The 20,467-nt window shown below is 53.6% G+C and carries 19 protein-coding genes; 11 read left to right on the forward strand and 8 right to left on the reverse strand.

All coding sequences use genetic code 11. The features are described 5' to 3' along the window. Window positions 1-20: 20 nt before the first annotated feature. The 6 genes from B4O97_RS12980 to B4O97_RS13005 are packed head-to-tail and all read left to right on the forward strand — an operon-like array spanning window position 21 to window position 4,451. Window positions 21-935 (forward strand): hypothetical protein, encoded by a 915-nt coding sequence (locus B4O97_RS12980; protein ID WP_143305697.1) that lies wholly within the window; start codon window positions 21-23, stop codon window positions 933-935. Then, window positions 932-2,026, forward strand: a complete 1,095-nt coding sequence (locus tag B4O97_RS12985; protein WP_083051436.1) for a PilZ domain-containing protein — start codon at window positions 932-934, stop codon at window positions 2,024-2,026. The genes B4O97_RS12980 and B4O97_RS12985 overlap by 4 nt, the downstream gene beginning before the upstream one ends. Window positions 2,027-2,079: 53 nt before the next feature. Then, window positions 2,080-2,340 (forward strand): hypothetical protein, encoded by a 261-nt coding sequence (locus B4O97_RS12990; RefSeq protein ID WP_143305699.1) that lies wholly within the window; start codon window positions 2,080-2,082, stop codon window positions 2,338-2,340. Beyond that, window positions 2,337-2,771, forward strand: a complete 435-nt coding sequence (tsaE, locus tag B4O97_RS12995; RefSeq protein WP_083051439.1) for a tRNA (adenosine(37)-N6)-threonylcarbamoyltransferase complex ATPase subunit type 1 TsaE — start codon at window positions 2,337-2,339, stop codon at window positions 2,769-2,771. The genes B4O97_RS12990 and tsaE overlap by 4 nt, the downstream gene beginning before the upstream one ends. Then, complete coding sequence (gene tsaB, locus B4O97_RS13000) at window positions 2,768-3,439, forward strand: tRNA (adenosine(37)-N6)-threonylcarbamoyltransferase complex dimerization subunit type 1 TsaB (RefSeq protein WP_158084288.1); 672 nt, start codon at window positions 2,768-2,770, stop codon at window positions 3,437-3,439. Before tsaE ends, tsaB begins: the two co-directional genes overlap by 4 nt. After that, on the forward strand, window positions 3,429-4,451 hold the full coding sequence (locus tag B4O97_RS13005) for an HD-GYP domain-containing protein (protein WP_158084289.1): 1,023 nt from the start codon (window positions 3,429-3,431) through the stop codon (window positions 4,449-4,451). The genes tsaB and B4O97_RS13005 overlap by 11 nt, the downstream gene beginning before the upstream one ends. Here B4O97_RS13005 and csrA read toward each other — a convergent pair. From csrA to B4O97_RS13035, 6 genes are all read right to left on the reverse strand, one after another. Continuing rightward, complete coding sequence (gene csrA, locus B4O97_RS13010) at window positions 4,417-4,665, reverse strand: carbon storage regulator CsrA (RefSeq protein ID WP_083051444.1); 249 nt, start codon at window positions 4,663-4,665, stop codon at window positions 4,417-4,419. The genes B4O97_RS13005 and csrA overlap by 35 nt on opposite strands. Continuing rightward, window positions 4,659-5,117 carry a flagellar assembly protein FliW gene (locus B4O97_RS13015; RefSeq protein ID WP_083051445.1) on the reverse strand — a complete coding sequence of 153 codons (459 nt, stop codon included), beginning with the start codon at window positions 5,115-5,117 and terminating at the stop codon, window positions 4,659-4,661. Before B4O97_RS13015 ends, csrA begins: the two co-directional genes overlap by 7 nt. Before the next feature lie 27 nt (window positions 5,118-5,144). Further along, complete coding sequence (locus B4O97_RS13020) at window positions 5,145-6,389, reverse strand: flagellar hook-associated protein 3 (RefSeq protein WP_083051447.1); 1,245 nt, start codon at window positions 6,387-6,389, stop codon at window positions 5,145-5,147. A gap of 2 nt (window positions 6,390-6,391) precedes the next feature. Then, window positions 6,392-8,269 (reverse strand): flagellar hook-associated protein FlgK, encoded by a 1,878-nt coding sequence (gene flgK / locus B4O97_RS13025; protein ID WP_083051448.1) that lies wholly within the window; start codon window positions 8,267-8,269, stop codon window positions 6,392-6,394. A gap of 12 nt (window positions 8,270-8,281) precedes the next feature. Continuing rightward, window positions 8,282-8,860: a flagellar export chaperone FlgN gene (gene flgN, locus B4O97_RS13030; protein ID WP_083051450.1), complete on the reverse strand. Its 579-nt coding sequence runs from the start codon at window positions 8,858-8,860 to the stop codon at window positions 8,282-8,284. A gap of 204 nt (window positions 8,861-9,064) precedes the next feature. Then, the gene (locus B4O97_RS13035; protein ID WP_083051451.1) at window positions 9,065-10,489 is read right to left on the reverse strand and encodes a hypothetical protein; all 1,425 of its coding nucleotides are present in this window, start codon (window positions 10,487-10,489) and stop codon (window positions 9,065-9,067) included. Between the two features lie 106 nt (window positions 10,490-10,595). Between B4O97_RS13035 and B4O97_RS13040 the strand changes: the two genes are divergently transcribed. From B4O97_RS13040 to glgA, 4 genes are all read left to right on the forward strand, one after another. Beyond that, entirely contained in the window at window positions 10,596-11,522 is a 927-nt protein-coding gene (locus B4O97_RS13040; protein ID WP_083051453.1) for an NAD(P)/FAD-dependent oxidoreductase, read from the forward strand. Further along, window positions 11,522-13,216, forward strand: coding sequence for a glycoside hydrolase family 3 protein (locus B4O97_RS13045; RefSeq protein ID WP_083051454.1), 1,695 nt, complete (start codon window positions 11,522-11,524; stop codon window positions 13,214-13,216). Before B4O97_RS13040 ends, B4O97_RS13045 begins: the two co-directional genes overlap by 1 nt. A gap of 5 nt (window positions 13,217-13,221) precedes the next feature. Further along, window positions 13,222-14,070, forward strand: a complete 849-nt coding sequence (locus tag B4O97_RS13050) for a GNAT family N-acetyltransferase (RefSeq protein WP_083051455.1) — start codon at window positions 13,222-13,224, stop codon at window positions 14,068-14,070. 68 nt (window positions 14,071-14,138) lie between these two features. Beyond that, complete coding sequence (glgA, locus tag B4O97_RS13055) at window positions 14,139-15,653, forward strand: glycogen synthase GlgA (protein WP_083051456.1); 1,515 nt, start codon at window positions 14,139-14,141, stop codon at window positions 15,651-15,653. On the opposite strand, the gene B4O97_RS13060 is transcribed toward glgA, so the two are convergent. Both B4O97_RS13060 and B4O97_RS13065 read right to left on the reverse strand, forming a co-directional pair. Then, window positions 15,644-16,789, reverse strand: a complete 1,146-nt coding sequence (locus B4O97_RS13060) for a ribonuclease H-like domain-containing protein (RefSeq protein ID WP_083051458.1) — start codon at window positions 16,787-16,789, stop codon at window positions 15,644-15,646. The two genes, glgA and B4O97_RS13060, sit on opposite strands and share 10 nt — an antisense overlap. Beyond that, complete coding sequence (locus B4O97_RS13065; RefSeq protein WP_083051459.1) at window positions 16,789-19,089, reverse strand: DEAD/DEAH box helicase; 2,301 nt, start codon at window positions 19,087-19,089, stop codon at window positions 16,789-16,791. Before B4O97_RS13065 ends, B4O97_RS13060 begins: the two co-directional genes overlap by 1 nt. A 93-nt stretch (window positions 19,090-19,182) precedes the next feature. Here B4O97_RS13065 and B4O97_RS13070 point away from each other — a divergent pair, with 93 nt between their 5' ends. Continuing rightward, entirely contained in the window at window positions 19,183-20,463 is a 1,281-nt protein-coding gene (locus B4O97_RS13070; RefSeq protein ID WP_083051460.1) for a glucose-1-phosphate adenylyltransferase, read from the forward strand. Window positions 20,464-20,467 lie beyond the last annotated feature (4 nt).

Consider the following 20,467-nt stretch of genomic DNA (forward strand, 5'->3'; position numbering starts at 1 on the left):
CAGAATCAGTAAGGATGACCATGGAAGTTATAATAAACAGCAATCCCGTAGATGTACATCTTGAAGAAGAAAAGAACGCCTGGGAGGTTGTCCGGCAGCTGGATACCTGGCTTGTGGCGGAAGGCTTTTTTATTACCGGACTGCTTGTTAACGGAAAGGCCGCTTCAATCTCCGACGATGATGCCCTGAAAGGGATTAGCATTAATTCCATCGGGAACCTGGAAATCCTTGCCCAGCCCCTCAATGAACTCAGCATAGAACGCTATTCCACGCTGCTGCAGTATTTTTCCTATATGTATCGGGCTCTTCAGGAGGGTGATGTAAAGCTCCTCAAGGATTTATCCTCCGAAGCAGGTCCCGTCATCAACAATATGGATTCAATACTCAGGCTGAAGGTCGGAGATAAACCTGTGTCGGAGGTTTTCTCCCGACTCATCTCGGAGATGAACTTTGATGGAGACTCCCCGACTGTTCCCGCCGATCTCAAGAACTTTACAGCCAATCTCTGTATTTTTATAGAGAGCCGTGCCAGGGAAATCGCGAATCCTCTGCTGGAACTCCGTTCTACCGCATCCTTGCTTGAATCCTACATTCCAAAACTCGAAGAAATCCCTATTCTGCTTCAGACCGGCAAGGAAAAAGAGGCCATGGAGATGGTCATAGCCTTCTCCGAGATAAGTGAAAAGCTTACCCGGCTGTATCCTCTCCTCAAGGAACGGGACAGTGAAAACCTGATGACCCAGGAGATAGACGGGGTATCCTTCGAAGAGTTTTACATCGATCTGAACGCCAAATTTCAGGAACTCACCGAGGCATTGGAAGCCGAGGATTCGATCCTGATAGGCGATCTTCTGGAATATGAGATTGCTCCGAAAATTCGGGAACTGACCGGTTCCATAGAAAATTTACCGGCCTTCGCGGACAGCAGCCTATGAGGATACTCATACAGACGACCTTTCAATGGAAGGAGACCGACCCTGTCTCCATGGTGATCGCAGGGCTTATCTTTGCCGGTTTTATTGTTTTTCTTTTTATCGCCAATGCTGCTTCCCGGAATTCCACAGGCAGACCCTCTTCCGGCGGAAACAGGCGCTTCAGCAGACGGTCTTTCTACGTCCGGGCCAAGAGCCTGGGTCTGAATCATGTCCAGATCAAGACCCTGCAGAACCTGATCAAACGCTTCCAGCCTGTCAATCCCAACAATATTCTGTACAACTCATCCCAGCTTGACTCCCTCCTCAGGCGGGGAATTCAGAGTATTGACGGCCTGAGCGCTTCGGATCAGCAGAAGGAAAACCAGAAGCTCCAATTGTATCGTATAAAACAGAGTATTGAACGTAATTCAAGCCGCAAGACCCTCTATTCGAACACGAAACAGCTGACCGCGGGGATACAGCTTGTCCTTACCCCGGAACATGGGGGACGCTTTCAGAGCAAGCTCCTGACCAATCTCAAGGGCTCTCTGGCGGCCTCTGTTCCCCTGGATGCCGAGGGACACCAGATACGATGGAAACGCTGGACGAAACTCAATGTTTTTTTCTGGCGCTCCAACGGACAGGGATACTTCTTTACTACAAAAATCAGCGGCTATGGAAAGGTCCGGTCCGCGGATGCCCTTTTATTGAACCACACATCCTCTATAACCCAGGCCCAGCAGCGTAAATACCGGCGACGCAGCATAGAACGTCCCGCCTACTTTTTTCCCGTCCGAATCATGACCGAGGGCATTGGAAAGGATGCCAAAAAGCGGGCCTACGTGGAAGGCAACCGGGGAACCCTGGCAACCATGCTGGACATTTCCAGCGGCGGCTGCAGCATTCGTACATCCAGACCGCTGTCAAAGGGTGACCTTATCAAAGTTGATTTCGAGACCGACCAGCGATCGAAAATTTCCTTTTACGGCAAGGTAATGCACACCAGAAAAGCGCGTCCCTTCGGCGGGGTAATGCATATAATGTTCACCCGTATCAGCAAACGTAACCTTAATAACATCAACGCCTACATTTACAACTACAGTACCTCCTGATTCCCTGCTTCCTGATATTGACCTCTCACATTTTTTTGCCTACAGTTATGTTCATGAAAATTCATGAGATTCGCAATCTCACCAAGAAAGAGACCCCCCTTCATTACAGGAATGAATACACCGGTTCGCTGGTGTATTCCGCCGGAAAGATTGAAGAAGAGGCTGTCGTTGAATTTACCCTGGAGCGTACAGCTACCGGAAATGTCGATATATCCGTCTCTTTTCCCTCTTCCATCCATTACCCCCTTGTTCCCGCGGTAAAAAAGGTGAAAGCCTACATAACTGGTCTGGAAAAAACCGGGAGACTGCTCTGAATTCCCACAGATGCAGCTCTCCTGAAGAGACCATCTCCTTTGGCCGCAGTGTAGGCGCTTCCCTGACGGCGGGAGATATTGTTTCTCTGGAGGGCAGCCTGGGCGCCGGCAAAACAACCATGGCCAAGGGTATTATCGAAGCCCTGGGCGTGGCAGAAACCGTAACAAGCCCGACCTTTACCATAATTTCTGAGTACTCCGGCAGGCTTCCGGTGTATCATATGGATCTGTACCGTATAGAGGACGAGGAAGAGCTCATTCATCTGGGCATCGATGAAATCATTTACGCCGGGGGAATATCCATAATCGAATGGATCGATCGCCTTCCAGAGTTGCCCTCCCGGTACCTGCGGGTCCTGCTGGAGGTTGTTCAGCCCTCGGGAGACAGGCTTGTCACGGTAGAAACTATCGAAGGACCGAGCCCCTCATGAAAATCCTGGCCTTTGACACCTCCGGTCCTGTGCTGTCCGTCGCCCTTGAGACCCCGCGGGGAAGATATGCCCTGATCCGTGATATCGGTCTGCGCCACGGGGAAATTCTGGCCTCCCTTATTCAGCAGCTCTGCACTGATGGGGAAACATCAATACGGGACCTGGATCTTATTGTCTGTGCCCGCGGTCCGGGCTCCTTCACCGGTCTTCGTATAGGCATGTCCCTGGCCAAGGGGCTTTCCGCCGGAAGCGGAGTTCCCCTGGTTTCCCTTCCGGTACCGGATATTCTTGTTCACCCCTACTCCTTTTACGCGTCCCCGGTAATTCCGGTAATCGATGCCAAAAAAGGACGCTTTTACGGGGCATGCTACATCGGCGGAACCAGGAAAAGCGAATATTTTGATCTGGATGCAGAAACGATTGTACGACGTTATAATTCAGCCGAAGGGATTCTTATAGCTGGCCCCGATGCGGAACTTTTCAAATCCGGACTCTCCGAGACCGGGAATGTTTCCTTTGCCCCTTACTCTCCGACAGCGGTTTTTGATATGCTTTCCATGGGACCGGTTCAGCTTGAAACGACCGGTCCGGATGCTCCCGGGCAGGGTCCCCTGTATATACGGAAAAGTGAAGCAGAACTGGGAATGGAGAAGGATAATGGAGGATGACAGGACGGGCATCATCCGTTTTAAGGAGAATCATCATAAGCGGAGTGCAGTTCCCCAGGCAGTTCTGGGATCCGATCTTCACACGACCTGGGTAAATAAGGCCTTCAAGGATCTTTTTCACCACCAGGATACCTGTACCGGCGAACATATAGCGACTTTTGCACACCTGACCGGACTCGATGGGAGATCCCTCTTCCATCAACTGAAAGATCCTTCGACGGGCTACTCCTTTACCGGTAATGGAGAAAGCAGATTCCAGCATTACCCGCGGCTCATTACCAATGTTCATATTGTTCCCATATTCCAGGAACCCTATGCCGATGAAATCATCGAAGGATACTGTGCCTATTTTCACGATGCCACACAAAGTCACAAACAAAGCTTAAGGGCGATCTTTTTGAGTCTTCTGGAAGCATCCCGGATGAAGGACAATGATACCGGCCGTCATATTGAGCGGGTTAATCGTTACTCCGCTCTTATGGCTGAATACATGTACAAGGATGGTACGGATTTACAGGTAGACCGTGATTTTGTGGATAACATATCCTTCCTGGCTGCCATGCATGATGTAGGAAAGATAGGTGTTCCCGATGACATCCTCAATAAAGCGGGCCCTCTGGCGGACTGGGAATGGGAAATCATGACCACCCACACCTTGAACGGGGCCTATATTCTCGGGGCCTATCCTGATTCCATGGCGGTCGAAATTGCCAGGAGTCATCATGAACGCTGGGACGGTTCCGGGTATCCCTATGGCCTTATGGAAGATATGATTCCCTTGAGCGCCCGTATCGTTACCATTGCGGATGTCTACGATGCCCTGCGCAGCAGGCGTGCGTACAAGGATGAGATGAGTCACGAGCAAGCTTCAGAATTGATTATACTCGGGAGCAGAACTCAGTTCGACCCTGACCTGGTGGAAATATTCCGGGTCCTCAAGGATAATTTCGCCGATATCTACAATGAACTCGACGACGCTAGTCATCCTCACTCTTCCGGGACGAAGAGGTAAAAAAATCCGCCAGGCTTCCAAGGTCCGAGGGACTTTTTGAGGCTGCCCTGTTCTCACTCTGGATTGCCTCATAGACTTCGTGGCGATAGACCTTTACAGTTTTTGGTGCAAGGATTCCCAGCTTTACATGGTCTCCCTTGATTTCAACGACGGAGACCTCGATGGTATCATTTATTATGATCTTCTCATTCAGTTTTCGCGAGAGTATCAGCATGCGGTATCCTCCCCCGCATGTTTCATCTCTTCGATGATGCTGTGCCGCACGTGCCAGCGTTCGTCCCCCGAGATAATCTGCCGGCCCTGCCGGGTCTGACGATTAATCAGGAGCGGCCCCTGCAGGTTGGCGGTCATTCTTTTCTGATCCTCAGGAATGGTAACTATGGAAAAAACGAGAAGGTTCGCATCCCCCTCTTTGAGGATCCCCAGGGCTTCAAGGTCTTCAGTGGAAACAGCGGGAGAATAATCAGGCCGGAATACCCGGGGGTCTATCAGAACAAAGGCTATGTCCCGTTCATCCAGCGATTGGAACCAGTAGAAAGGGGGATGTTCAGAGTCCATCAAGGCGAATTCAGTAAAACCCTCGAATCCGAAGAGCCCTTTTTGCAGGGTAATTCTCTGTCTTTCGTCAATGTCCAGTTCCCCGTAAGCTTTGGTATCAATCATCATGCCGGTACACTCCTTTCAGACTGGGCCTTAACGCAGGAAATCCATCAAAGTGGGCTGCAGAATGCGTCCGGCGGTCTGAAGGGCCGCCTTGTGGGTGTATTCAAGCATCTTGAGCTCCAGAATGGCCTCCGCCATGTCGATATCAGAAGCCAGTGAGTTCTGTTCCTGAGTCTGGGGGATTTCACGGTTCAGACGGTTCCAGACAATCTCCATCCGTTCATCAACGGATCCCAGTTTGGCGATCTCCTGGACCAGGTTATTCTGGGCTGTGGTGATTCCCTGGATACCACGTCCGCCGATATCGAGGGTATCCCCCGAGTAGAGACTGTCACGCAGGGATATTACCATGTCAAATACCGAACCGCCGGATTCCCGGGCATCCGAAGCGATATTGAAAGGAGGTCGTCCGTTTCCGGAAACAACACCCAGATCCTGCAGTACTGTACCCCCCTGTTCGTCTTCCAGAAGAATCTGGTGGGGCACAGTACTGCGAATATTCAGAGAATTTGAGACGGGATCCAGGTAGGCATCCACCGCCGCATCGGAATCCTTTATTTTGGCGATAATGCCGTGAATATTGTCTCCCGCAGCAAGAGGAACACGTACCCCGTCTATCAGGATCGCGGTATCCTCCGCAACCGTATAAGTTTCGGCGTTCACACCGGAGAAGATCTGATGCTGCTCCGCCCAGAAAATATTGTTGCCCCGGAACCCTGCGGGAATCAGATTTTCATCGGATATCTCCACAAAGTTGTCTTTGTTGCCCCCCACATAGTCGACCTTGGAAATAACCCTTCCATTGATTTCCGGATGCCTGGATTCCAGAGCACGGAAGGGCTCGGTGATATTCCGGTCTCCTCCGAATAGTTTGCTTCCGTCTGCACCGGAGGAGTTGGCTACTTCCACCAGCTCCTTCAGAAGCTCATTGACCTCCTGGCCCATAATCTTTTTGTCATCCTTTGTAAAGGTGCCGGTGGCTCCCTGGACGGCGATTTCCCGTATCCGGTGGAGAATCTGATTGGCCTCGTTCATGTAACCCTCGGCCACCCGGCGGAAGCTCTGGACATTCTCCACGTTCTCCTGGAAACGTTCCAGCCGGGAAATCCGGGAGAGAAAGCGGGCTGAATGGGCTGCGGCTACCGGTGCATCCCGCAGTTCCTTGATCCTCGTCTGTTCCGCCATCTTGTTCTGAAGGTCATTCATCAGCTTCTGCCGGCGGTAGGTGTGGTAGATCATGTCGTTGTTTGCCTGGTTCGTGCTAACTCTGTTCATTATCAAACTCCAAGGCGGTTAATGATTGTGTCGAGCATGGAATTAAAGGTGCTGATAAATCTGGCTGCAGCGTTGTATCCGTGCTGAAATTTAATAAGCTGAGAGAACTCTTCGTCTATATTTACCCCGGAGAGGGCCTGTTTCATTCCTTCAAGCTCCTTCATTACCAGGTTCTCCGTTTCGAAGGTCCGCTGAGCCTGTTCACCCCTCAAGCCGGCATCGGCTATGGTTTCTGCAAAAAAGTCGTCGAAGCTCATCAGGTTTCCCAGCATTACAGGGCGCGTTCTCAGCTGGGCTACAGAGAGGGCAGCGCTCCCGTCTCCGGGATTCGCAGGCCTGCCGTTTTCACCGAACCCGGCGGCAAGGCGATTGATATCGTTTTTCAAGGCCCCTGAGATTTCTATCCAGCCCGATGGGTGGGCCACCGGAGCTACGGCATAATTATCTCCACCGCCGCGGAAAGCCAGAACCGCGTCGGCCTGTTCCCAGTCATAGGCTCCCTCGGCTCCCGAGCCCTGAAGAATGCCGGCATAGCCCACGAGAAACTGTCCGGAATCCTCGATGTGGCGGATAACAAAATCGGGATTTTCAAGCTCCGTCGCCGGCAGAGCCTTCATGGCCATTCTTCCGGACTGGTCAAGCCGTGCCACGACTTCGGCCCCTGAGCGGTTGATTCTGCTGATTACATCCCCTACGGTATCCGTGGGATTATAGGGGATTTCTATATTTCCCTGCGGACCGGACAGCGTAATAGTGCCCTGCAGGCCCAGATGATCCTGAGGATTGAGATTGTTTGTTCCGCTGACCCGGAAAATGTAGGAGGAATCGAACTCCCCGTCTCCGTTACGGTCGTAGTTTCCCGCCACATCTGTAACAAAGGGAACTTCTTCAAAAAAGGCCCGGCCATTCTGTCCGTCCAGACCATAGGCGGAACGATGGATCTCGTTAACAAGATCGATATAATTCATGGCCAGGACATCGAGCTTCTGAATCTCCCCGCGGATGTCTCCGTCCCGCAAATCCAGCAGGGCCTGGAGTTTTCCTCCGGTAAAATAGGCCTCTTCGCCGCTCTCCGCCCAGCGGACGGTGGAGTAGCCTTCGTTCAGGGGATTCGGGTCGGTTCGCAGGGGGGTAAGGACCCTCCCCTGCATCAGATGCCGCCCCTGGGTATGAATGGAAAACTCGTCGGGGTCGCGGTTATCCACGGTAATATTGATGAGGCCCGAAAGCTCCTTGACAAGAAGATCACGGCGGTCAAGCAGATCGTTGGGGTTGTCCCCCAGGGCTTCCACCTTAAGAATCTCCTCGTTCAGGGATCGTACATCGTTGAGTATTGCGTTAACCCTGCCCACGGTGGCGGTCAGATCATCCTCCACCATGTTGCGGATCTCCTTCATCCGGGAGTACTGGCGATGGATACCGTCCATCAGAGCCTCGCCTCTCTGTACCACCGCCTGCCGGGCAGCTCCCTCCTGGGGGTGTATGGACAACTCCTGCCAGGAGTCCCAGAAACGGTCCATCAGGGTTCGGACCGAAGATTCTGTGGGCTCGTTATACACCTGTTCGAGCTGCAGCATATAGGAGTCCCTGGCCTCCCAGTACCCCCTTCCGTTTGCCCGGGAGACAATCTTGCCCTCCAGGAGTTCGTCATGGACCCGCTCTATCCGGGTAATATCCACCCCCTGGCCTATCTGCCCAGGGGTATTCTCCCGGTTCAACTGTGGCATATAGAGGGCATCGGTGGGTTTGAAATGGACCCGCTGACGGGAGTAACCTTCGACAGAAGCGTTGCTCAGGTTGTGTCCCACCGTTGTCATGCCCTGGGTATGGGCTATCAGGCTTCGTTTGCCGATTTCAATGCCGGAAAAGGTTGATTGCATTACAGGGACTCCTTACAGGTGCTGGTTTACCACCAGCGGTTCAGTGTCAGCAGTCCTGGTCTTTCCATGGCGGGAATAAATCCGCCCCTTGCGGTAGGGAAAGAGTTCGTTCAGGACAGCCTGCATTGTATCGCTGACACTTCGTATATGGCTGTCCAGGCTCCAGGTAACTCCCTTGATTTTAACGGTAGTGAATTTCAGGCTGCGGTACAGTTCCGCACATTCGCAGCGCATATCCTCGGGCAGACTCATTATTGCCTGGTAAAAGGGAATTGAATCGTCTGCATCAAAATCCGCGCACAGGGCGGAATAGGCATCCCGGCGTTTTTTTTCTGTTGTATCAATCCAGTCGGCGATCTGCCCCATACGTTCCATATGATCCGACAGGGAAGTCCAGTCGCTCTGCTTGAGGGCATCTCGAAGCTTTTCTTCGTTGCACCGGAACTCCTCCATAAGGGAGATTTCCTGTTTCATGATTTGAACTAGTTCTTTAGCAGTTTTTAAACCCTTGGTGGACATAGATACTCCTCTTCTTCTATATTCGGCTGTTTGCCTGCGCCGGTTAAGAAGAAAATGGAGTCCCCTTACCATGGAAAAAACGGGGAAACCCTTTCTGCAACTTTCGCTGCACTAATCTATTGGTGTCCCGAATCGTGGGGATAAAAAGTTCCCGGAACGCGAATATACCGGAAAACAGGATAAAATCCATGAAATGCATGAGCGTTACCAGTAAATCCCGGGGGGTGGAGGTGTTACTGCAAACTCATCCCCACGGTTCTGAACACTAAACACGTATCAGGGGTTCTGAGCCTGCCTGAGAATCTGCTGGTCCCTCAGCAGCAGGGGATTACCCGATAACTCGTCAAGACCTTCCTGGATAAGATTCCCCGCCTCCCTGTATCGTTTTTCCCGGAAAAGTGCCACAAAGCGGTTATGGTAAAAGGCCGCAGCATTATGGGTGAATATCTCGAAAGCCTGACGTATCCGCTGGTCCGTCGATTTCTGAAGCTCATGATCCCGGAAGTACTCCAGAGCTGCCAGATCCCCCTGGTCCAGGGCTATCTCTTTTGCCCGCCGTATATGAAGAACAGCAAGATACTCACTGTAGGTAGCATCCGAAATCAACCCATCATCGTGCAGGCGTTCCAGCTCCGTCAGGGAATCAAGGGGACCCCTTGTGGTACTGTAGCGGTAGATCAGTCCGTCCCCCAGAATATGGCGGTATTTCAGGAAGCTCTCTTCCGAAAGATCCCCCATTCCGTGCCGGAAGGAGAGCCGCGCCAGGGCCTCCTCTTCCCGCCCATCCCGACCGGCGATTACCGAAGAATTGTACAGAAGGGTATCCAGAATATTCGAATATTCATCATTCTCCCCCCAGCGAAGCCTCACCGCGTCGAGAAATTCCAAAGCCTCATCGAATCGCCGTTCTCCATTCAGAACAGATGTGTAATTGATAAACTCTTTTCTCATCTCCGCTTCGGTCCGTTCGGTCCGTGTCATGGCGTAGCGGTCCACCGCAAGCGGTACGGCCAGGTCGATTCTGTTTTCCCGCTGCAGCCTGGATATCCTGTTCTGCAGGATGAGACCGACAAGCTCCCTTTCATCGATGCCGGTCCGCAGGTGGTAATTTCCCGGGGGGACGTAGGTGAATCCCGTCTGGCCGAAGGCGTTGATAAACTCCCGTTTCTGTCCGGGATTATACCCGTAGGGATTGGTCGTCTCCACATCGGTTCCGGTACCGTTTTCGATTACCCTGCAGAAAGCGTGGTCAGGAGTAACGACCCCCTCAACCTGCAGACCCGCGAAGCGCGCCGCAATGGCATATAGAACGGCGGAAGAAACGCAGTTGTACCGACCCGTATTCAGGCTTACATGAATCAGTGTCTGGGGTTCAGCATAGCGGGTAAAAAGTTTCTCGTGAAGGTAATGAAGCACCGCTTCTCCCGCCGGAAGGGCACCGCTTTTTTCCCGCACATACCCGGGCAAACCGGAAAGCAGGCTGTGTATCCGGTTCCGGTACTCAGGAAAATCCTGCTCCCCGAGCCCGGAGGCGAACAGAGACGCTTCAATGAGCTGTGAAACCGCCGGGGGTCCGTCCAGACTTCCGATTCCGGAGGTCCAGGGAGACGGTTCAATACGGGGATAATCCTCAGCTCCCAGGCCTGCATTAACCAGTATATAGAGCAGAGTTAATAAAGCCGCTTTTTTTCCTCTTTTCATAGCCTTCCCATAGTCAGAATATTACGAGTATACTACATGCGAATCAAGGAATACTTGATCTTCCTTATATGGAATATGTAATAGAACGGAAGAAGGAGCTTGAACTATGCAGCCCCAGCGAGACCTCATAATAGTTGGCGCAGGAGCAGCGGGATTGAGCGCAGCTGTATATGCCCTGGAAGAACGTCTGGACACTCTGGTAATAGAGGAAATGGCCGCCGGGGGACAATCACTGGTAGTAAACGAACTTATCAATTATCCCGGATTCCCGAACCCGGTAAGCGGGGTCGACTTTTCCATGCGAATGGAGATGCAGGCCCGTAACCTTGGGGTGGAGATCCTCAATACCAGCGTCATTTCCCTTGAGCGTAATGGTTCCGGCTTTGTTATGGAGACCGCAAAAGGAACAATGGAGGCAAGGGCCATAATTCTCGCCACCGGTTCGAAACCAAAGCAGCTTGAGGTGCCCGGGGAAAAGGAGTTCTCCGGCAGGGGAGTCTCCTACTGTGCCACCTGTGACGGTCCTTTCTTTAAAAACAGACGTATAACAGTAGTGGGAAGCGGTGATTCTGCCTGCGACGAAGCCCTGTACCTCTCGGGTCTTTCTGAGAGAATCAGTATCGTTCACCGGGGAGAAACCATGAGCGCCCGTTTGGGTCTTGTTGAAAAGGTAGAAAAGAACCCCCATATACGGCGCTTTCCGTACAGTGAGATAATCAGAATACAGGGACAGCAGAAGCTGCATTCCGTCACTCTCAAGGATGAGAAAACAGGCGAAATCTGTGAGCATGAAACGGACGCCCTCTTTGTTTTTATAGGTTCTGTTCCCCGCACCGAACTTGCCATGGGTGCCAGAAAAGATCGTCATGGCAAGCTGCTTACCAACGAAAAGATGGAAACAAGTATTCCAGGACTCTTTGCTGCCGGAGAAGTACGCAACACGCCGTTCCGTCAGATAGTTGTTGCCGCCGGAGAAGGTGCTGTGGCAGCCAGGAGCGCCGCCGAGTATATTGATTCCAGGGCTCTGCACTGATGATATTCTCGAAGAGACTGGCATTTCTGCTTGTTCTCGCGTTGCTTACCCCTGGTATTCACGGGGCACAGGCGGAAACCGTCTCCTGGCAGGACAGGGATTTAGGGAAATCCCAGGCTTTTTCCATGGCCTCATCCATGAGCGACGAAGAACTCCTGGGTCAGGTTTTCATGATAGGCTTCAAGGGACCCGGGGCGGATTCCACAATTCTTAGGTGGATCCGGGAGAAACATATCGGCGGGGTCAAGATCTTCGGATGGAACGGCGAGGACCTCAAGGTCCTTGCAGGGGCTGCGGGAACCATGCAGCAAACAGCGGCGGAGAGCGGCCAGGGAATTCCCCTCTTTATTGCCACTGACCAGGAAGGGGGGTGGGTACGCCACGTCAAGGGAGAAACCTCCATTACCCCGGGCAATATGGGAATTGCTGCCGGGGGACTCCCCTACGATGCATACCGGACGGGAAAACTCATCGGGGCGGAGCTCAGGGCCCTGGGAATCAACATGAATTTCGCTCCCACCGTGGATGTCTATGTCAATCCGGAGGCCCACGTTATAGGTCCCAGATCTTTTTCCTCGAACCCCTCAACCGTAGCTGTTATGGCCCAGGCCTACTATCACGGTATGCGTTCGGAGGGAATCATATCCACGGCCAAACATTTCCCCGGACACGGAAACGCCGATGAGGACTCCCACGGATTCCTTCCAATAATTAACGACGATATCGAGACCCTCATGGAGCGGGACCTTCTGCCTTACAGGATGCTCATTCCCGAAGGGCTGCCCGCGATAATGACCGGACACCTTGCTTTTCCGGCGCTTACCGGTGACGCTACACCTGCTTCACTATCGAAAAAGCTCATCCATGACCTGCTTCGTCTGCGTCTCGGCTTCAACGGACTTGTTATTACCGACGACCTGAGGATGAGCGGGGCTCAGCAGGGGGGTGAAAGCATTCCCCAGGCGGCGGAGGCTGCCCTGCGTGCCGGAAACGACATGATCATGATCTCCCTGGATTCCCGCCTGCATCAAAGGGTATGGGACCATCTTCACCGGGTACTTGAGACGGATCCCGATTTCCGCGAGATCCTCAGGAACGCGGTTACCAGGATTCTCACGATCAAGGAAGAATACCTGAACCGCCCCTGGTCGGTACCTCTGGAACCTGACCCCACGATCCTGGACAAGGCAATTCCCGCGGATACGGAGTATCTTTTTCAGCAGGCCTGCAGGGCAATCACGGCGGTGGCAGATAAGAGTCTGCCCCTGGATCCTTCCGCGAAGATCCTTCTTGCAGGTCAGCTCGGGGGATTTTTCCGGGAGGGGAAACGGCGCTTTCCCGCTTCCGACAGCTTCGACTTCGCCTATACCCCCTTCTATTCCGCTCCCCCTGGAGCGGTGGAAGGAATAATCAGCCGGGCAGGCCGTTACGAGTACCTGGTGTTTCTTCTTGCAACGCCGGGGAGCGCGGAGGTTCTCAGCGAAGTTGTTCGAAAGGCCCCTGAACTGAAACCCCGCATTGTGATCATCTCCGTACTTACCCCGGTTTATCTTTTTTCCATGGACTGGGTTGATACCGCCCTCGCCGCCTATGGCACCGGGGATGAATCCTTCGCTGCCGCCTTTGCCGCCCTTGCCGGGGAGTTTATTCCCAGGGGCAAACTCCCTGTAAGTAAAGCTTCCTTTGGAGAATAAGGTTCATGCTCCGCCCTTGTCATCCAGGTTATGTATCTGTTGTCTCCGACTTTCTGCTGGCCCACGAGGAGCTTTGGACGGCCCTGACGGACAGGCTTTTTTTCAAGGGACGACTCCGGACGTCCAGGAAACTCGAGGATCTGTACCTGCTGGAGGGAACTCAGGGACTCCGGGGCCTGATTTACCATGAATCGGCCGGATTCACCTTCCCTGCAGTCATTCCTCCCCTTGATACTGTCGATATGAATACCCTGGGAGAAGCACTGCGTTCCTTCGGGAAGATTACAACCCTCATGGGAAATTCACGGGTTATAGACGTCTGCACGGCGGCTGTCGGCAGAGCCCCGGCCTACCGGGTGGATTATCTGCACATGGTCCGTCCCTGCAGAGCCGGCTGTTTTTCAGCTGAGAACCCTGTTCCCCGGGAGATTTACGAACACCTCAAACCGGGACAGGTCCGGGAGGTATATCCTCTGCAGCGGGCCTACGAAATAGAAGAAGTCCTGCTGGAACCGGAAAAGTTTAATCCCCTTATCTGCATGAACCACCTGCGGGAGGCCCTTAAAAAGCAGCAGATATACGGAACCCGAATAAACGGCAGTCTGGCCGCGAAGGCGGGAACAAACGCCCTGGGTGTGAACTGGGTACAACTGGGAGGAATCTTTACTCTCCCGGGCTTCCGTGGACGGGGTGTTGCCCGCCGGCTTATGGCCCGGCTTCTGGAAAATCTTGACGAACAGGGACTGGGCTCGACACTCTTTGTAAAACCGGAAAACATCCCCGCCGTAAGTCTTTACAGAAGAGTCGGTTTTACCGACACCGGGCCTTTTTCCATCGCCTATTATCTGCGCTGAACCGTCCATCCCTCCCGGGACACTACTGCCCCTTTTCCATGGCCTGGAAGCAGGATATACTCCTATCGATGCCCTCACGAAATGTACTTAAAATACTGATGGTCTCCAGCGAAGCGGTACCCTTCGCAAAATCCGGAGGCCTTGCCGACATGGTCGGTTCCCTTGCCAAGCATTTAGCCGGTCTTGGTCATGATGTTAAAATGCTGATTCCCGCGTACAGAGGCGTAGACTATACCAGAGAGGAAAGCATCAATGTATCGGTGAATGTCGGATTCAGAACCGAGAACACCGTATGCGGGAGAACCACCCTTGCAGGTTCAAATGTATCGGTGTATCTCCTGGAACATCCCTACTTTACCGAACGAAAGGGTATCTACGGGAACGAAGAGGAGGAGTTCTTCGCGGATAATGCGAAACGCTTCGCCCTTCTCTCCCGGGCCGCCTTTTCCCTGCTCAGGGCCATAGACTGGAAACCTGATGTAATTCACAGCCATGACTGGCCCACGGCCCTGGTTCCGGTATACCTCAGAACCCTGGAACGAAATCAAGGTTTCGAGGGAACAATTTCTCTTTTTACCATTCACAATATCGGCTATCAGGGAATCTTTTCTCTTCATGATCTGCACTACACCAGGCTTCGTCTGAAGGATGTCTGCCTGGAGAAAGGCGAACACCTGGAACAGCTTAACTTCCTGCGGGGAGGGATACGCTGCGCCGACTATGTGAGTACCGTCTCGCCTCAGTACGCCCGGGAAATCCGTACAACCCGTTTTGGGCATGGTCTTGAAGCTGAACTGGAGAAGAGACGGGAAGATCTTTTCGGCATTCTAAACGGCATAGATGCGGAGATCTGGAATCCTGAGACCGACTCATACCTGCCTCTGAACTACTCGAAAACAAGCCTGGAGAAAAAACTGCAGGTCAAGACAATCCTGCAGGAGGAGTCCGGCCTGTCTGTCGATCCGGGGATTCCTCTTATCGGCATCGTCTCCCGGCTGGTTGAACAGAAGGGATTCCGGGAGCTCTGCGGCCCGGGAGAAACGGCTCTTAAGGACATCCTTGACCGCGGAGACTGCCAGATAGTAATCCTGGGGACAGGGGAAAAGTGGTGCGAAGAGGTCCTGAGATCTCTGGCCGCAGAATATGAGAACCTCCGGGTAAGAATAGGATTCGATGAGAAGCTGGCACACATGATCGAAGGCGGCAGCGACTTTTTTCTCATGCCCTCCAGATATGAACCCTGCGGGCTGAATCAGATGTATTCCCTGCGCTACGGGACTGTCCCCATTGTCAGGAGGACCGGAGGCCTCGCGGACACGGTTATCAGTCGCGAAGAGGATCCGGCACGGGAGAACGGCTTTCTTTTTGAAGAAATAACCGGCGAAGCCATCCGCTCCGCCGTGGCTGAGGCCGTCAGGATATACCGGGAAGAACCTGACAGAATCCTCAGGATGCGCATGAATGGAATGTCCGAGGATTTCTCCTGGAACCACTCGGCTGAACGCTACGTTGAACTGTACCGCTACGGATTGCGGCGTGGCAGGCACCCCGATACCGAAGAGTCCTTCGATATTCAGGCCTGACCCTGGATCTTCCTTTCCAGACGACGGATCCGCCGGCGGAACTCCCTGATCCTTGTCTCCGAAGCGGTACCCCGGACTGCGGCGCCCATTCCCAGGCTAGCCCAGCGGAGGGCCGCTTCGTAGTCTCCCGTCCGATGCTCGTAGTATTTTGCGAGCTCTTCATATACTCCGGGATCTGCCCCGGAAGCCATACTGAGCCAGAGATCAAGAGCCGAGTCCGTTCTGCCCCTGCGCTTGTACTGTAAGGCAAGCAGACGACCCGCCCGGAAATCTCCCTTGTGCCAGGCCAGGCGAAGAAGCTCCTCGCCCCTTTCGTCCCCCCGGGAAATAAGGTGAAGCCCCAGGGCCCGGGGATCGGCGTCTCCGCGGCTTTCATGGCTGAAGGGATCCAGAAACAGCTCCTCCAGGCGTTTCCACAGCATTGCAAGGCTCAGGATGTCCTGCCGGTGATGCCTGAAGATATCCTCCAGCAGCCGCGGGTCAGCACTCCTCAGAAAGCTGAACCAGCGCTCCGGGACCTCCCTTCCCGGAAGATCTCCGTCCCTTTCCAGGCGCAGAATACTCCGTTCGATGTTTCCCAAAGAGCAGGACCCGAGAGCATCGCGCCAAAGCCTGCGGCTTATATAGAGAAGATCCAGATGACGGGAAAAATTGAACTTGATCCCATGCAGAATGCCCCGGGTTTTCAGCAGGGAGGCATCGAAAGACCGGCCGTTGTAGCTTACGAAATATGGGGCCTGTACCAGTCGTTCACGGATTTTTTCCAGGAACTCCGCCTCCCCGGGATAATCGGAAAGAAAGAACTGTTCCAGAAGAAACGTTCCCCCACGGAAGCAGCCGAAACCTGCCAGAAAGGCCAGGGTTCCTGCCCCGGATGAGAGGCCGCTGGTCTCCAGGTCAAAAAACAGAAGCTCCTCCGGGTCCTGAGCGGCAGAGAGCAGCAGTCCCGACAGAGATACCGGGGGACCTGCAGTTTCAATAAGCTCCCGGCGGTAATGGGTGTAGTCCCCGATCCTGCTGAACCTGGGAATGCACAGATTCCGGGAGGTCTCGGCCTCATCCCTGGAATGCAGGTCCGGGGGCTCCCGCAGGGCACGGAGCTGTTTCAGCCGCGAAGTAAGTCCGCTGCGCGGCATCAGCCGGAACTCCTCCAGGCGGTGAGGAAATCCCGGATTATGGTCTTGCGGTTCATATGTTCCGGAAGTTCGGCCTCATCACTCTCCACGGGTCCGATACAGGACGGGCATCCCTCCTGGCATCCGCAGCGTCGGACCACCTCTTCGGCTGCATCGAGAATACCGGGCAGGTGCTGCCCCAGGGCCTCGGCAAGACCGGTACCGCCGGGGTAGCGGTCGAAGAGAAACAGGGATGGCATCATGAGGTGCGGGTCCTTCAGACGTTCAGCCACGCCGAGATCGTTTCTGTCGCAGAGCAGAAAAACCGGAGCCACGTTCTTCATCAGGGTACCTATCCGGGCAATCACCTGTTCCCGGGCCTCCCGGGGGATTCCGGAAAACGCCAGCCCCGCCGGAGTGTCCGGGGAAAAAGCGATAATTGCTCCCCGGGTGTGCATCTGCTCCTCGGGAAGATGGATTTCTCCATAGCCTACATTCTCATGGCTGTGAAAGCGCAGTTTCTTGAATTTCGCCACCTGGCTCCGGACAAGAATATCTCCCAGAATCAGAACGGCGCCTTCTCTTTCCTGACGGCTGTCCTCCTGCAGAATCTTTATGTCCGTCTTTACCACAGCATCGGTATAGTAGTTTACCCTGCTCGCCTCCACGTAACAGCGGCGGTTCTCTATATCCAGATTCTTGACCACGTACTGGTTTCCCCGGTGCATGTATATGGCGTTATCGAAAATCAGTTCCTTTGCGGACGGCCGGTCCATCTCCCCGATCACCCGATGGGCACCTTTTGTGGTATCCACAATGACGATGTTGTCCGCAGTGGCGGAGCGAAGACTTATCTCCTCGGAGGGGTAGGAACGGTCAGCCCAGTACCATTTTCCGCCGGTGTGCCGCACTACTCCCTCGCTCTGAAGTTCCGCCAGCAAATCCTCAACGGGGCCTCCGAAATCATCCCCGTCGCTGAAGGGAAGCTCGAAAACAGCGCACTTCATGTGATCCATCAGAATGTAGAGGTTGTCCGGATCCAGATGGGCGGATTCCGGCGGCCGGGAGAGAAAATACTCCGGATGCGCCATAATGTACTGATCGATTGGTCCTGATGAGGCGATCATCAGCGCCACCGAGAGAGCCGCGCTGCGCCCCGCCCTTCCCGCCTGCTGCCAGGAAGAGGCAATGGAACCGGGAAAACCCGCCATGATGGAGGCGTCAAGGCCGCCGATATCGATCCCGAGCTCGAGGGCGTTGGTGGAGACGACTCCCATGATACTGCCGTCTCTCAATCCCTTTTCTATCTCCCGTCGTTCCGAAGGCAGGTAGCCCCCCCGGTAGGCCTCCACCCGTGGGATTTCCCCCTGGAGGTAGTGGTTGGCCAGGGCCTTGTTTATGTAATCGGCGATCAGTTCGACCCTCAGCCGGGAGCGGGCGAATACAATTGTCTTAACCCCTCCGCGAATAAACTTCAGGGCCAGCCGCTGGGATTCATTTACCGTTCCCCTGCGAATACCCTGGACCTTGTCCACGTAGGGCGGATTGTAGAGGATCAGCTGCTTCTCCCCGGCGGGCGCCCCGTTTTCATCTATCAGCACCGTCTCTTCCTCGAGAATACGCTCTGCAAGCTCTCCGGGATTACCGATGGTGGCGGAACAGCAGATGAATACGGGATCCGAACCGTAGAAGCGGGCTATCCGTTTAAGCCGGCGTATAACATTGGTCATGTGGGAGCCAAAAACCCCCCGGTAGGTGTGTACCTCGTCGATGACCACATAGCTGAGGGAACTGAAAAAACGAATCCACTTGGGATGATTCGGAAGCACACCGGAGTGAAGCATGTCCGGGTTCGAGATTATGATTCTCCCTTCGTCCCGGGCGGAAACCCGGACCGATGAGGGGGTATCGCCGTCATAGGTGGAGATCTTTATACCCACCTCCCCGGCCAGAACAATCTCGTTCAGAGCGGACTGCTGATCCTGACTCAGGGCCTTGGTCGGAAAAAGATAGAGTCCCCGGGATTCCGGATTCTCCAACAGGCCCTGCAGTACCGGCAGATTGTAGCTGAGGGTCTTGCCCGAGGCCGTAGGGGTGACAACGACGACATTGCATCCCCGCCGCACCTGATCGTAGGTCCGGCCCTGATGGCTGTAGAGACGGGTTATTCCTCTGCGGGAGAGTACCTCCCGCAGACGGGGATCTATATCCGGAGGAAAATCAACGTAACGGCCTTCCCGTGCGGGTATAGTCTCCCAACGGACAACCTGCTCCATAAAGTCCGTGTCCGCTTTGAGGGTTCTCAGTATCGCTTCTTCCATCGGCAAAATAGTAGCACAAGAGATCACTATTTTAATAGATCTTCCTTGACCACGAAGAGGGGGTGAAATACTATTGAGAAGGAAGGAGTTTTTATGCCGGAGATTCTGGCCATTGTTCTTGGCGGGGGTAAAGGAACCCGTCTGTATCCGTTGACGCAGCAGCGAGCAAAACCGGCTGTTCCTTTCGGCGGCAAATACCGGCTCGTCGATATACCCATATCGAATTGTATCAATTCGGATATGAAGCAGATCTATATTCTGACTCAGTTCAATTCTGTTTCCCTGCATAATCACCTTGCACGGACCTATATCTTTGACGTTTTCAGCCGCGGTTTCGTGGAAATTCTTGCGGCGGAACAGACCTTCGAAAATACCAGCTGGTACGAGGGAACCGCAGATGCGGTGAGGAAGAATTTTCCCCATTTCAACGTCCAGAAACCCACCCATTACATAATCCTGTCGGGAGACCAGCTCTACCGGATGGACTTCAGGGAGATGTTCCGAACCCATATTGACAGCAAAGCCGAAATCACCATCGCATCTACCCCGGTCGACCGGCTGGCCGCCACATCCCTGGGGATACTGCAGGCGGACAGGAAGGGACGGATCAGCAGTTTCCTGGAAAAGCCTCCCCTGGATGTGGACATCGAACACCTGAGAATCCCGGAGAACCTGCATCCCGACCAGGCAATGAAGGATGCGGGGAAGAATTATCTGGCCAGCATGGGAATGTACATCTTCGATGCCCATGTCCTCGAACAGATGCTGAATAATGATAAAGCCGACTTCGGCAAAGAGATCATTCCGTTGGCCATCGAGTCCAGAAAGGTACAGTCCTATATTTTTACCGGCTTCTGGGAGGACATCGGAACCATCAAGAACTTCTACGAAACAAATATAAATCTGGCAAGCTTGAATCCCGCCTTCAATTTTTATGATGAAAATATGCCCATTTATACCCATCGCCGTCATTTACCGGCTACGAAAATCAACTACTGCAATTTTTCTCTCTCCCTGGCTGCGGAAGGAAGCATCATAACCGATGCCAAGATCGGTAATTCCATAATCGGTATACGCACGATAATTGAACCCGGCTCCGATCTGAACGGTGTAATCGTCATGGGGGCCAGCGAGTACGAGACACCGGAAGAACGAAAACAGAACCGGGAGCTCGGCCGTCCGGATATCGGCATAGGCAGAGGGACTCATATACACAGGGCAATCATAGACCAGAACTGTCGTATCGGCGACGGCTGCCGTATCGGGGTTGATGAGATGGAAAGAAAGGACGGCGACTACGGACGTTACCATATCCGCGACGGGATCATAGTGATCCCGAAAAATACGGTGATACCATCGGGGACGATTATCTAGGGGT

The sequence above is a fragment of the Marispirochaeta aestuarii genome (genome assembly GCF_002087085.1).
GTDB classification, from domain to species: domain Bacteria; phylum Spirochaetota; class Spirochaetia; order JC444; family Marispirochaetaceae; genus Marispirochaeta; species Marispirochaeta aestuarii.